General features: G+C 39.5%; 9 protein-coding genes. 2 read left to right on the top strand and 7 right to left on the bottom strand.

All coding sequences use genetic code 11. The features are described from left to right. Window positions 1–380 precede the first annotated feature (380 nt). Window positions 381–3,500: a cellulose binding domain-containing protein gene (locus P5V12_RS05640; protein ID WP_316956341.1), complete on the top strand. Its 3,120-nt coding sequence runs from the start codon at window positions 381–383 to the stop codon at window positions 3,498–3,500. A gap of 130 nt (window positions 3,501–3,630) precedes the next feature. On the opposite strand, the gene P5V12_RS05635 is transcribed toward P5V12_RS05640, so the two are convergent. Continuing rightward, the gene (locus tag P5V12_RS05635; protein ID WP_316956339.1) at window positions 3,631–4,569 is read right to left on the bottom strand and encodes a hypothetical protein; all 939 of its coding nucleotides are present in this window, start codon (window positions 4,567–4,569) and stop codon (window positions 3,631–3,633) included. A gap of 94 nt (window positions 4,570–4,663) precedes the next feature. On the opposite strand from P5V12_RS05635, the gene P5V12_RS05630 reads away from it, so the two are divergent. Beyond that, window positions 4,664–5,701 (top strand): polysaccharide deacetylase family protein, encoded by a 1,038-nt coding sequence (locus tag P5V12_RS05630; RefSeq protein WP_316956337.1) that lies wholly within the window; start codon window positions 4,664–4,666, stop codon window positions 5,699–5,701. Here the strand turns inward: P5V12_RS05630 and P5V12_RS05625 are convergent. The 6 genes from P5V12_RS05625 to P5V12_RS05600 all read right to left on the bottom strand — a co-directional run bounded on the left by P5V12_RS05625 (window position 5,678) and on the right by P5V12_RS05600 (window position 14,934). Then, entirely contained in the window at window positions 5,678–6,604 is a 927-nt protein-coding gene (locus P5V12_RS05625) for a lysylphosphatidylglycerol synthase domain-containing protein (RefSeq protein WP_316956335.1), read from the bottom strand. The two genes, P5V12_RS05630 and P5V12_RS05625, sit on opposite strands and share 24 nt — an antisense overlap. Further along, window positions 6,601–9,423, bottom strand: a complete 2,823-nt coding sequence (locus P5V12_RS05620; protein WP_316956334.1) for an O-antigen ligase family protein — start codon at window positions 9,421–9,423, stop codon at window positions 6,601–6,603. The genes P5V12_RS05625 and P5V12_RS05620 overlap by 4 nt, the downstream gene beginning before the upstream one ends. Next, window positions 9,423–10,529, bottom strand: coding sequence for a glycosyltransferase family 4 protein (locus tag P5V12_RS05615; protein ID WP_316956332.1), 1,107 nt, complete (start codon window positions 10,527–10,529; stop codon window positions 9,423–9,425). The genes P5V12_RS05620 and P5V12_RS05615 overlap by 1 nt, the downstream gene beginning before the upstream one ends. 38 nt (window positions 10,530–10,567) lie before the next feature. Next, window positions 10,568–12,433, bottom strand: coding sequence for an O-antigen ligase family protein (locus P5V12_RS05610; protein ID WP_316956330.1), 1,866 nt, complete (start codon window positions 12,431–12,433; stop codon window positions 10,568–10,570). 20 nt (window positions 12,434–12,453) lie between these two features. Next, window positions 12,454–13,521: an MraY family glycosyltransferase gene (locus P5V12_RS05605; protein WP_316956328.1), complete on the bottom strand. Its 1,068-nt coding sequence runs from the start codon at window positions 13,519–13,521 to the stop codon at window positions 12,454–12,456. Between the two features lie 243 nt (window positions 13,522–13,764). Then, on the bottom strand, window positions 13,765–14,934 hold the full coding sequence (locus P5V12_RS05600) for an acyltransferase (RefSeq protein WP_316956327.1): 1,170 nt from the start codon (window positions 14,932–14,934) through the stop codon (window positions 13,765–13,767). Window positions 14,935–15,366: the final 432 nt, after the last annotated feature.

Here is a 15,366-nt window from a genome sequence, read left to right as displayed (position 1 = left end):
ATATACTTTTATCACAATAGGTTAGCTATCCTAATAATTCACCATTTTTTAAAATGGATATTTCCAACACTATTGGAAGAAATTTTTTATCCAACTCCAGATGCATTTCTGAAAAAAATAAAAATTCCGAAATAGTTCCATGCATTTTTTTTCATTATACATTCCTAAATTCTTAAATATTAGAAAAAAATAAATAACTTAAATTATTTAAATTATTTTTAGCATCCATATGTTTTTTTGGGCGACAAGATTATCACTAATGTGATCGACTCGTATTTACGAATTCGCCTCTAGCTGTCAGATTATTATCGCCTTAAAGTTAATAATTTACGGATTTACAAAAATTTTAATGCCGGGCAAAAAATCAATACGGAGATTATATGAAGACACTTAAAAATAATTTATTTTTTTTATGTACATTATGCGCAAGCATGATTTTTTCACATGCAGCTTCTGCAAGTTGCGTTTACACCACTACAAATGATTGGGGAACAGGTTTTGACGCACAAATTGTAATCACAAACGACACAACCACCGCTGTAACCTCATGGAGTGCAACATGGGAATATACAGGTACGGCAGCAATTAATAGTGCATGGAACGGAGTTTTATCCGGTAGCAATCCATACACAGTACAAAATACTTCCTGGAATGGAACTATTCAACCAGGACAATCGGTAACTGTTGGCCTGGGGGGAAGCGGTATAGCAGAAACACCAAATACAATTACCGGAAACCTATGCTCTGGTGGAGGCTCAAGTTCGTCTTCAAGTTCCAGTTCCGGTTCAACGTCAAGCGGTGGGTTACCTACAGGCATATCCGCTCAAGATATTGGTAATACAGTAATCGCTGGAAGCTCATCCTATGCGAACGATGTTTACACAATAACAGCAGCCGGAGCAGATATTGAAGGTACTGCTGATGCTTTCCACTATACCTATGGAACACTTACAGGTGATGGCGAGCTAATCGCGAAAATAGAAACAGTAACTGAAGCGGATACTTGGACCAAAGTAGGTTTAATGTTAAGAACCGATTTGGACGCAAATTCACAAAATGCATTTATGTTGTTACGCCCGACCCAAGGGTCTGCCTTTCAACATAGAAATTCAAAATCGTCAACGACTGAAAGCACTTGGCAGGATACACCTTATCGAAATGACAACTGGGTAAATCCCACGCCATATCGTGCTAGATATGTTACACCGTCAACTTGGCTTCGATTAATCAAAAACGGAGACACAGTAGAAGCCTATTCATCAGATGACGGTATGTGCTGGAATATTCGATGGCGCGAAACGATAAGCTTCCCAACAGGAAGTATCTACGCGGGGGTTGCATTAACTTCACACACAACATCTCAAACATCTACGGCGACAGTATCTGGACTTGAGATCAATGCCACTGTACCTACAGATGTTAACGCCAGCTGCGCGCGTGCTCAGGCAGACAATGAAGTTGCGCCACCAACTCAATGGATTGTCCAACCTGGAATTATTGGTAACGAAACATGGAACTATACATTAGTTGACCCCGTTGCCACCGATATGCCCGTCCCATGTCAGGTGGGTAGCGACAGAATGCGTTACACCAATGACGACCCTGCATGCCCAATTGACACAAATACACACGCCTGGACCAATTCAGGATACGGTTACACATCTAACTGGGTACTAAACGCCAACGGTGGTTTTGGTGTCGACACAACAGTAGATGGAGTCAATACTCAGGTTAACGCAAGTGATATATGGTTGCGTAAAGAGTTTACACTTACCGCAGACCAAATAAACAGCGTGATGTTCTGGGGTAAATGGACCAAGGCCACCTCTATTTATATCAATGGTGTACTTGCAACGGTAACCACAGACTCGCCCAATGCATATCATTACCTCGGCCTAAATGCGAATGCAAGAGCCGCCTTGGTTGCAGGCACAAACGTACTTGCAGTAAGAGTGAAATGCGAAAGCTGTAATGTCGCTGCAGATTTTGGTATCGGTATTAATTCTGCGTTTGCAAACTACCCAAGAAATATCATTACATCGGGATCTCAGTGGGCGAACCTGATGGATGTCTATTATCAGTTCACACTTGAACAAGCCGCATTGGGTGGCGCTATCGCAGTACAAAAAGATGGCCTTACCGTTGAAAACCAGAGCTTCGGTTATTCTGATATCGGCCTAACGACTGCAATGCCTGCCAATGCAATTATGCGTTTGGCCAGTGTTGACAAGCTTATCACCAACGCTGCAATAGTTAAGCTTATAAACGACGACCCAAGCATTACTAAAGATTCCCTGGTATTTGGTCCAACAGGTATTTTGTCCCATATCACAGCAGTACCTGGGTGGCAAAAGGGAAATAACGTAGAAAACATCACCCTTGAACATTTACGCACACATAGCAGTGGAATAACTGGAGTGGGATCAGACGGACAAGGCTGGAAAGATGAAGTTGCGTTTCGATTTGGCATTAAACCTGACCAACTCACAAGTGAACATTTGGCGAGCGTTTTCTACAGCTTTGACACAACATCAACTCCCGGAACGGTAGCATCATATAACAGCAACGGATACTTCCTACTGCGTTATGTTGTCGAACATGTAACCGGACAGTCGCTAAATACGTATCTAGCTACCAGCATGGGCGCTACAGATATTGTCGTTGCTGCTGAACGCCTTGCAGATAGACAAACTAACGAACCGGACTATCAAATAATTGATCGAGAAACCCGTGCACGCTGGTTTGAACTGGAGAACTATTTAGCATTAAGTGCTTCAGCCCCTGGTTTAGTAAGCTTCTTCGATAACTATGCTCCTAGATATGAATATCACGAAGATCCAAACAATCCAGGTGTGTTCAAATACTTCCCGTACGATGGTGGCATCGGCGGTGCAATGAACGGTACACGCAGTGGTTTAGGTGCTAACCCCACGACGAACTACGCACTCGGGCATATATGGAACAGTGACTTTCCAGGAAGTAATCGGAAAGATGACCTTGAAGCAGCACTTAATGGTGTTCCAGTGGGTAACTGTAAACCGACTACAGATTTAACCAGTAGCTATCGTATTAGAAGCGCTTGGACCAACGAAAAGGACACGTACTTAAATACGGAAACGATCAGCGGACAAGCAGCCGGTTTGAAAGCAACGTCAAAAGACGATCAATCGGAAATTCTAGGTTGGCATAGCGCTCAGTGGAACTTCATTCAGGTTATAGATAATGGACAGACTTACTATATTATCCAGAATCGATACCAACCTGGCACAGCACTTCATCTAGAAGACCTAGTTCTAAATCCAACTACCGGTAAATTAGAAGCAAGTGCGTACCAAACTGGCTGGCATTCAGCTCAATGGATACTTGAAGATTACGGAAATTATTTCAAGCTCCGTAACCGCTACTTTGCCGACAGATACATTCATATCGAGAACGGAACTCCAGAAGCAACAGCAATTAATTCTGGATCCCATAGTGCTCGCTGGTACCTCTGTTACTAGTGGATAACGCTTAACTATAAGAAGCTATTAGATATAGAAAGTAATAATTAAGATCCCACACAAGCCCGCTTATATATAGCGGGCTTTTTTTAGCGAAGAAAGTCCGAGCCTGTCAGTATTCGAAAAAATATTAAATACCTGAAAACTCAAAGTACCCAGAAATAAACAACATTATTTCAGTTTTTCTATGGGAATTATCCGGATAGCTTGAGTTCAAATGAGATTCTCTCATTCTAGCGCCAACTTCAACACCGTTTTCAAAAGAATAAACTCCGGTTATGGCATATGCCTGTTCAATATCTTCTCTAACGGGGGCAACCCCCACCTTACTGTAACGGATATCAGAATATTTATACTCCAAATTAACTCCAAAATTATGATATTTTGGGGTTGCTGCCCAACCTTGAATAGAATGCCTTTTCGGCGAAAAGCTTTCACTGTAACCATCGGAATCATGAATGTCTTTTCTATTATTGTATTCAAATTGATATTGAAGGTTCCAATATACGTAGTTACCCACAAAAAACTCGAAGTAGCGTTTCTTTCCATCCAGAAAATTAATGCTTTCCTCTGCATTCTGTTCATCAAAATTAAGCCTATACTTTACATCCAGCATATCAGAGATAGTTTTCTTCCCTGAAATGGAATACCGATATGAATCTTCGTACAAATCTGGACCATAAAAGGCACGCGCGTAACCGATACCCAACCGAGGAAAAAACAATCGATCAGTTTTACCTACCCATAACATTAAATCCGTAGCCTGATAGTCATAGCTTTCCAAGTCAAGATAGCTTTTATCCTGAAAAAACACTTCAAGGCCGACAGCATGGTTTTTTTCTCTCCAAAACTTGGCGTCACCAGAAAACATAATTTCAGAATACTGATCACCCTGATTACTATAGTTTTCCAAACTACCGGAAGTTTGGGATACATTATCGTCATATCCCATAGATGCCTCAGACCAGATTGAAAAATCACTTAACTCAGCTTGTTTTTTATAATCTTGCGCATATACGTAATTTGATCCAACAAGAAAAAACAAAAAAACAATTACATTTATTTTCATATTCAAGCCATACACAAAAAGACAAACAACAAACCAGACAATCAAATAAATGTGTGATATTTTTATACCCACATTAAGTCAAAACATTAAAACAATGAAAAAACACATTATTCACAGTGGCCTTAACGTGTTTAAGCACACAAAAGTACACAAACTACTATCACCCATTTATTCCGGGCTTGGCAGCATACTCATGTTTCATCGTGTGCTACCAGAACAGCCTCGACTTCCTCACAACAAAGCACTTGAAATAACGCCTGAGTTTTTGGAAAAAGTTATTATTCATTTAAAGTCATCTGGATACCAAATAATATCACTGGATGACATAGGCAATCGCATTCGCACTCAAAGTAAAAAGCCGTTTATATGCTTCACTTTTGACGACGGATACGTTGACAACTACGAAATAGCTTATCCTTTATTCAAGAAGCATCGCGTGCCTTTTACTATCTACGTTTCCACGTCTTATCCAGATAAAACCTGTCTTCTATGGTGGTATCTTATAGAAGACCTATTACTTAACCACTCTCAGCTATCATTCACATTTGACAACCAAAATCACACTATCTTTTGCCACACATTTAAGCAGAAAACAAAAGCTTATAGTTATCTAAGACAGCTTATACTTTCTCTTCCCAAGCAGAAGCTTCTCACCTTTCTTCAGCAAATTGAGACCGACTATCACCTATCAATACATACCTATAAAAGCCAAACTTTAACCTGGGAACAAATCCAGGAATTGGCAAACTCCGAGTTTTGCACTATTGGCTCTCATACCATAAACCACTACAACTTGAGACAACTCAACCAGAATGATGCAAAAAGCGAGTTACTTAAATCAAAACAACAACTAGAGTCCATAATATCCACCCCGGTTAACCACTTTGCCTACCCATTTGGCACACTCAATGAAGCCGACCTTCGCGAATTCTCCATCGCTAGAGAATGTGACTACCATACCGCAACCACAACTCGTGAAGGTTCTATTTTTCCTGATCACATCAACCATATGCATAGCTTGCCTAGAATAAATATCACCGGGAAACTGCAAAATTTAACACTTCTCGACATGCGATTATCCGGTTTTCTCAAAATATACAGAAGCGGTCTAAATCCCGTTGTCACTCGGTGACGTCAACACAGGTTTAATTCTTTCTTCAGACAATGATTTTACTATTGCAATTCCAATGTAGGTCATTAACAGAACCACGATATCAAAAAATCGCGTTATCAATATCATTGCTGACGTGTAAACCGATGACACGTTAACCAGAGTGGTAAATAGATAAACCCAGGAAATTTCGGACGGCCCCACATTAAGAAATGTAATCATTCCAACAGTTGACGAAACAGCCCAAATAATGGGTATGTAGCCAAAATGAAACTCTACTCCAAGCGCACCAAACACAATAAAAACGCATAAGAAATCACATAAAGTTGCCACAAACGTTAAGGCGGACAACCGGAGCAATAGTTTTTTCTCCTTCAAGAAGGTCGACGTAAACCTATCCAATTGTTCAACAATTTTATGCACAATATTAAATCTTGAGAATTTACGAATTTTCACTCGAAGAAAAAGAAAAAAAACAATGATCTGAAAGGAAAAAATAGCAGAAAAAACTCCTATCCAATCATGCTTAAAGATAAGAAGAAGAGAAAATAACAATGCTATAACGAGTGTTGCCAGGACTTCCAACACTCTATCGACAAGTAAACCGTTTAGAACGCTTGCCTGTCTGAAGCGTTTCTGAGCGACCGGCGCGATAGATAAAAACATAGATATCTGCGCACCTATACGAGAAATTAAGGCAATCTCTGAACTGTCACGCCATGTAAGATTAGAGTTAAGCAAGGAAACTTTGATCATGCGAAGACAAAGAGACAACACTCCAATAAAGCATAACAATACCAGAGAGGTCACTGACACATTGCTTACGGCATCCCAAATAGCATTGATACCTATCCCCCAAATCAACCACAAAAGTAAGCCAACGCCAGCAAACTGATAGAAATACTTCCCTATTCTTTTCATCATAGTTCTATACCTCTTTTACATACTGAAGGATACTTTTCAAGAGTCACACCTCGGATAGTTAACGCCATATCATGCTCAGTCGAGGGCATATCAAACTGCAACGAAACAATATTTTCCAGATTAATATCGGGGTTTTCCCGAATAATGCTAGATAGCGGCACAATCACCCTATTCTGACAATAATCGACACCAACTCCAAAAAAGCGGTAATCATCGTCGATCCGATAAATAAGGTTAAATTCCGGCTTAATCGATTGCGAATAACTCATATCAACAATTAAGTAAAAGGTTTCCAGTTTTTTAATTGCCATATCAAGACGAAGTGGCAAATCGAACACCGACCAGCCAGGAAAAACCTGAACAGACCTGACCAATAAACCAACATCAGTCCTTTCAAATTTGATAGGGTCCAGCCCTTCCTGATACGCATTGCTCGGCATTTTATCCATGTGATGCACATCGAACACATTTCTTCTTACCGGCTCGAGACTAATCCGTTTTATATAAAAACTGTCCTGCTCAATACCGTCGTGAATAACTAACCTTAAACGTTGCGCAATATCCGAAAAGTCATACATATCTCTTAAAGAAAATATCAAACTATGACCAATATTTTCAGAGCTATAGACAACATCACCAAAACCGTTTTCACCGCCCAGCGAAAGACCCAGCCCCCACGGAATACTACCCGTAAATTCCACACGAACCTCCATATCACTTTCGGGTGTAAGTAGCTTCTGACTACTTGGCGGTATCTGCCATACCAGCTCAGCATACTTAAGTTCCTGAATATCAGATAAATCAACCTTCATTCCTATTGGGCGGTTGTCAATCTGTATAATTCTGTAGGACTCATCTGTTATGCTTGGTTTCTGGTTTAATCCGTCTCGATCGAATATTTCACCCTTATTCCGTACATCTCCAATATCGACTAAACGAATGGTCTTAATTTTAAAGGATTCAAATGTCTCCTCATGAGGAAGGTTTATCGAGAAAGAAACGCCATTTTTTAGAAGCTTTGATTTTCCACCAAGTAAACTCAGAGGAAACTGATAAATATTTTTTTCGGAACCTATATCTATCAGGGATACCGATTCATTTTCGCCACCGGTTAAACTAAAATCCGTTCCAATAGGCAGCACACCCTCAACCTCCATTGTTATCGCATAGTCGATTGCATCCTTATCCTGCTTGAACAAATAATCGGGAACTACCCATATCAACGAAACCCACTCAGACTCTACAAGTTGACTATTCTTAAACAGAGGAACAATCTCCAGACCGGTTGAATCCAGTTTCGCGATATCACTATAGGTAAGCTCCTGAACACCATTACCACTATCCGCAACAACAAAAGGTAATCGTCCGTTCTTCAAGCTATCAAACATCACAAGATTGTTCAGCTTCCTCGTTGACGCCACCGAACTAACTAGAAATACCGCAAGTAGAACCAAGAATAGCTTATTCAGATTGGTATAATTTACCGATCGACCGTTTGAACCAGTTGAATCGGAGAAACCAAATTGAAGAAAGGGAGCAGACATGAAAAACCAGAAAAATATTCCCTGGTAAAGATTTTCTAACACATAGTTAAAACTGGAAAACAACAGAATAAATATTTGAGCGCACAAAATAAATATATGTATTTGACGATCCACTTCATTTTTTGATCGTTTTATATTCTTTATCTGCTTACTCAAGCTTAAAAATATGCATAGAAATAATAATATTCCGCCCACCAGGCCATAATGCACCAAAACAGCCAAAAAAGAATTATGGACGTATATAGGGTTGGAGCTATCGATGTGTGACGCTAACGGAAAACGATCAATACCAATCCCGAACAACCAGTTTTCCTGGAAGAGTGTCCACGCCGAACTCCATGCCTGCCATCGCCAAGCAGCCCCCGATTCGTTTGCAATATCTGTCTTATTTGACAAGTAAACAAACAAATCCGGAAAAAAGTAGCTTACAACAAACACCGCTACGACCAAACAGGACAACCAGAAAAACAAGTCGTCTTTTTTTGATGAAGCATTGCGTCTTGAAAACACATGGTAAATCAACAGTATTACAAATACGGAGGCAAACGCAGAGCGTTTCACACTGATAGCCAATATAAACGCATTCGCACAACACAACACAAACCAAATCAACTTACTTCTTTGCTTGATAACGTTGTGACAAACCCATAACCCCAACAGACACAAGCCAGCTAGAATTACATCTGTTTCATTGTGAAACACACGAAACACTTCGCCATTGTAATTTTCGCCTAAAAAATAATACCCCAGAATTTTCATCCCGTTTACTGCAGAAACAAATACACAAAAGAAAAATAGAAAAAAGTGTAACCGCTCCTGCTTACACAAAAACAAGGTAAAAATCGCCACCCAAACAACATTTAGCGTGATCGATATCTGATCCAACATCAAGTAGCTGTCGTTAAAGCGAGATACAAAACTGACCAGCCCAAAGACAAAAAAAGAAACAAGACACAAGAAAAATATCTTTTCCGACGACACTATGCTCCACAGATGGGATCGATGAGCATTAGAAACAAAAAGAAGATATACACATCCCACGCTCAAGATTGAAGTAAAAAACACTTCTAACGAGACATTATTAACATACACTTCTTTAACATGTATATTAAACAACGACAATGTGACGATAAAAATAAAAGTGGTATACCAAATAACGTTTTCTTTATTCAGCATCGAATCAAACCATGCAAATCGATTAGACCCGCCATACTCTATGGGCACACCCGGTTCAGAGGACAGATTTAAATTTTGTTCTGGGTTTATATTATTCATTATTCCCACCCCATCACATTTTGATAAACTTGAGAAGTTGACTGGGTTATCGACGCCCAATCAAATGTTTTTAATAGATACTCTTTAGCCGATTTCTTTTCGGATTCGGTAACTTTATTTTCAAACTTTTCTATCTTGCCCACCAAATCGTCCATATCATTTCCTTTGAAATATCGAATTATCGGATGTTCAATCTCCCTCGTTGCTGTATCACTCACAAGACAGGGGACGCCATATACTAAGGCCTCCAATAAAACGATTGAAAAGCCTTCGTGTATCGATGGCAAAATCAGGCATTCAGCTCCAGCTAGTAACTGCTGAAGCTCCTCTCCTTTTAAGTAACCAGTAGGTATTACATTTTTGGTTTGTTGAGCCAGGGATTTAACATGATCGGAATAGCTATCCCGACAATCACTATCACCGATTAGTACCAGCTTTACATCCCTGCCAACTTTCGCAAAAGCCTCCAGAAGAAAATCGGGACGTTTTATGGGTGCAAAACGCCCTATATAGACAACGTATTTTTCTCCAATCAACAACCATTTCTTCAGGTAATCATTTCCGGCAGACTTTTCTTGTAGATTTATGCCATTAGGTATACGAACAACTTTTGCATTGTATCGATCGCGCATCATTGCACTAATAACATTTGAGACAGATATTACACAATTCGCCATAGCCATATGCTTTTCCCCCAGACGAAGAAACCATTTCGCCAGCGTGTTCCACTTATCATCCAGATAATTCAAGCCATGATGAGTTGAGACCACTTTATACCCCAGCAGTCGACAAATTGGGACAAACAAAGACGGCCCCATTGCATGAAAGTGAATAATATCCGGCTTATACCTAAAGGCTTTAATAAGCGCAAAAAATGTATAAATAATTGTTTCAAAAAAAGCATGATTTGGACAGGAAACAGGAACAAGGTTAACACCACCAAAATGATACGGTTTGTTACCTATATAGTGCTTTCGACCGTAAGCAGTGACCTCATACCCTAGATCCACCAACCGTGGATAAAGATTTTCACAATGTGTTTCAATTCCGCCTTGCACACTAGGAAAACCCCTTAAGCCAATGACGGCAATTTTTATTTTTTTCATTATATAATCCTCGGCGGATAGCCAGTCAAACCAGCCTCTCAGGAATCGAACCCTTCGCTAGAATCACGAAGAATACGTAACCGCTGAATTTTCATCTCCCCTTTTTTGGCATCCGGGAAAAAATTCATGGCAAACATTACTTCCAGTTTACTTTCCATCAGAACGTCTTCGTTGAATGCAGCAAGAGGAATTTTGTACACTTTTTCTCCTCGATCAAAACTCACCTCATCGATATGACCAAAGCGATCTGCGACGGTAAAACTTAATCTATAGTCAGATGGTTCCTCCAACTCTAGAACAAAGTAGTACTCATCCAGATTATCAATTCGATAGTTTTTCGATAACCTTGGCAGCACCCAAATCAGGGACGAGTGGTGTCCTTTCTGATCTTCAAGAAAAAGATAGATACCATCCTCATATTGCTCTGCCACGACTGCCTCAAAATCATAATGATATTCTTTATAAGGGTTTTCGGAGATGGGAACCAAGTTTGAAATTAACGGTACTGGCATTTGCCCTTGCGCTTCTGGTGAATAAATATCAATTTCTTTGGTGATATTCAAAGGTGATACAATAAGTAGTCCATACATTATCAACCATAAAATAAATACACTGTTTACTAGAAAAATACCTCGTTTTCGTTCTTGGTAGTCAGTACTTTTCCCAATGCAAATCCTTTCCAACACATAAGGCATTGCCAGAAAAAACCAGAAGAAAACAGCTTGATGCTGACTCTCCAGCATAACATTAAAAATTGGATATACTAGACAAAACACAAAACCGAGATAACCAAACAGAGCTATCTTTCCAACTTCATGGTTTCGATAGGAATGAATAAAAAATAGATATCGAGAAAAAGTGGATTTAATAATTGCAGAAAAAATTATCACTCCAAGAATGCCGTGTCTTGCCATAAACGCCAGATACGAATTGTGTGGATCATCCGTGTCCACTAACCAAACGGTTTGAGTAAGAATTCTTTGACCGTAACCTATTCCGATCCAGGGTGATTCAAGAAAACGATCAAAGGCAGATTTCCAGGCCAACCAACGCCAAGATGCATTACCCTCATTGACGATGTCCATTTTTTTCACAACAAAACTAGTCATATACTCATGAAATGTCGAAGAAAAAAAGAACGCAGAAAGTAACGCCACAGCAGCAACGATGAGGAGAAGCAACAGCGGTTTCTTGACTTGACCGATGAGGCCTCTGGACATTGGCGTGGTTAACATCGCCACACCAACGGCAAGCAAACCTATAAAGGAAGTACGTTTAAAAGGCAGCGCCAAGGCAATCAATGCCAAAATACACAAACAAAAGAAAACAAAACGCCCATATCTGTTTACCAGTTCTTTGGCAAAAAGAATCAGTCCAATACATGCAATAGGCACAGCAATCGTATCAACTTCGTTATGCATAACCCTGTCCGGTTCTATATCGTAGTACACCCCGGTCGACTTGTAATAGATAAGCTTCCCAGCAATAAGTACAACAGATGGAATGAGCAGCAACATCAGGCTGGCCTTAAGCCTCTCCAGATCGGAAAAGACCAGGATAAAAACGAATACCAGACCAGAGTAGAACAACATCATGCTTTGCCTAATTGCCAATACCGAGTGTTCTCCCACTAGAAGCTGGAACACACCATAGGCAAGCAGAACATAAAATGGCGAAAATCGTTCATTCAATACATATTCTTTAAAATCCCGATCCGCGCTTAAAATAAACAATTTCACTGCAGTAAAAGCAGCAATCGTTGCAACCAGAAACTCAAAGACATATAAGTCTTTGAATCCTATTTGAACAAACGGACGATTACCTATAATGATTCCCACTATTAGAAACATCATTACGAAGTATTCTATTGCAACCGTTCCGTTTTTAATGGAAAGATTTTTCATTACCGTCTCATTTTATTTATCTAGGTTTTTTTAAAAATATCCAACATATTCAAAAATATGAGGACAAAACACCCAAGAAAAGCAATCGTTGGAAAAACTTCATAAGCTTTTCCATTTGAGACAATTAACGCTGCCATACCAAAAATAACCGAAATGCAGTACATAAACAGTACGACAGTCTTATGTGATAGCCCCTTCTTTAGCAGCTTGTGATGAATATGGTCTTTATCGGGAACAAAATAGGATTTATTCAATATACGTCGTGCAACGGCGGTCAAAAAATCCAGAATAGGTAAACCAAGAGCAAGAACAGGAACCCATATATTTGTTTCAACTGTCCCACCTTCCTGAACCAAAGCCCCGGTCGCAATGATATAACCCAAGAAGAAGGCACCGGAATCTCCCATAAAAAGCTTTGCGGGATTGAAATTAAAAAAGAGGAACCCAATAAGAGAACCGAGAAGGCCAGAGTAAACTAATCCTAGTAAAAAATGGCCGTTTTTAACTCCGTAATAAATAATAAACAACGAGGTAAGGAATACAATTCCGGCCGCCAGGCCATCCAAACCATCTATAAAATTAATTGCATTGACAACAAGAACAATCCATAAGACGGTGATTGGAATGGAAAACACACCAAGCTGGACTTCCTGCATAAAAGGAATATATATGGAATCGACCTTTAGCCCCATACAAGCTGTATACAAACCGATCCCCAAATGGATCATAAGCTTCAGATGTGCTTTTACGCCAATAGAGTCATCAATCACACCCAAGCCGACAATCGCCAGACAACCAACGATTAAGACACTTAACTCGCGAACATAGTCAAGTTTAAACAAGTCAAACTTTAGCGAAAAAACTGCCACAGCCAATAGAGAAATAATAAACCCTGCAAACATGGCCACCCCACCCATGCTGGGCACACACTCGGTGTTTACCCGGCGATGGTTTGGCGTATCTATTGCACCAACATACTCCGCAATTTTTTTTGCTTGCGGAACCAATACCAGCGTTACAAAAAAACTTAGTAGTAAAGCAACCGAATAGAGCAGTATTGGAGTAATACTATTCATACCTTCGTTCATACCTGCCACCTCAAAGAAGCTACTAAAAAATAATTATTTCATTTATATTTGTTTTTATTTTGTCCACATAAGCCAACAATCAGCCGGTAGTGAACAACTTTTATTCCTTTTAATGAAAAACCAGAACATCCTGACACTGGCCTCATACTTAATACATCTATTGGATATATTAAATAAAACAGTTAAATCTCTCCTCCTAAATTACCTACGCAGTTCACATTAGAGAATTGAAACTTCGAGAAATTAGTATTTACTTTTCGGCGTCAAACTACCCCACGCCTTAATTTTTTTATTATTATCCGTATCAGTAAACATTTGGATACACTGTCGCCCGAGTTGCTGGCCAGGCTTTTCAATGTACTTATAAGTCAATCTGGAACACCACACCACTAATAACACGATAACCAAAACAAGTATGTTGTTCAGGCTTTCACTCCCTAAATCCAAGACTCTCTTTCCTTCGATTATCGGAGCAAACTCCACAACCAGAAATTTCTGACAAACCATCAATACCGAGGTAACACAAAATAAAAGCGCGGCATGAATCATATATATTGAGTATGACAATTCTCCGAGGCGAACAAAAAATGGCTTAATCAGGATTTTTGAAACTACGCCTCGCTCGAAACAAAAGACAAGAATTGAAAAACCAAATATGACTGTAGCAATTGTATTTCGGACGTAATAATTTCCTTGATATACAACAATATTCACAACACATACCAGGGCAATTAATTCCAGAAAACTTGCTAGTTTGTAGTCTAAATTCAATGCCTGAAATTTTTTGTACACAGGGTAAAGCGAAGCTCCAAGAAAAAAATTGTATAAACCTCGCTTAACTTCATCTATTGGCCATGCACTCGCCACCCAAAACAGATAAAACATCGTGGCTATTAGTAACAACCAAATAGCACCCCGCCCAAATCCTTTTACCAAAAGCGTAAAGAAAAAAATATGGTATACAAACATCTCAACGCTAATACTCCAGGAGGGATAATTAAACGAGAGTAACTCGGTATATGGCGTCAACGAATGGAACAGAAATAGATTTGGCAGTATTTGGCTTGCAGCTTGTGCATCAGAAAACGGGGGGTTATTGAAAGCAAAGCCATGCTGATACGCAAAAACCTTACCTAACTCAAAACCAATAAACACCAACAGCATGACCAGATGCAGGGGAAAAATCCTAAAGAATCTGGATAGAATAAATTTGCTAAAAGGTAAACGCTCTTTGTATGCAAACCCGTGGGTTAACACAAAACCGCTGAGTACAAAAAAGAATTCAACGAATAGACTGCTGCCTCGAAAGAATGTTGACTCTGTAACGCTATTTAATACATCTAAATGAAATACAACAACGCAACAGGCAAACAGACCACGAAAACTGTCTAATACCAAAAACCTTTTTTTCACAACTTACCCATTCTTTAATTATGTTGTTATTTTTGCATTAAAGCTTTGGTTGGATGAGTATCGTTCAATTGCACAAAAAACTTGCTAGACCGGGTGTGCAACTATTCCATGCTTAATATGGCGAGGATAATAATACATCTATTGGATGTATAAAATACCTTTGTCAAAAAAAAGTGAAATTGGCACCTTAACCTTTAGTTGTGGCGCAATATAAATCATTCACAGTAATAATTGGATACAAATCAATCAAAAAGGTCAGATCGTTTTTTGTCCGCTTATAATTTGAACGAGCAACGCAGCATTAACCAATCACCGCTTATTTGGCTGGTCCGAGAATCGCGGCAATAAACACTAGATAACGCTATTTACGCGTGACTGGGTAAACCCAACAGATTCTTTTTGCTAAACCGATCAACGCTATACATGGGAGGT

It is taken from the genome of Teredinibacter sp. KSP-S5-2 (assembly GCF_032773895.1).
Taxonomy (GTDB): Bacteria; Pseudomonadota; Gammaproteobacteria; order Pseudomonadales; family Cellvibrionaceae.
The sequence above is the reverse complement of the archived record's forward strand: the minus strand, read 5'-3'. Positions and strand labels throughout refer to the sequence as shown.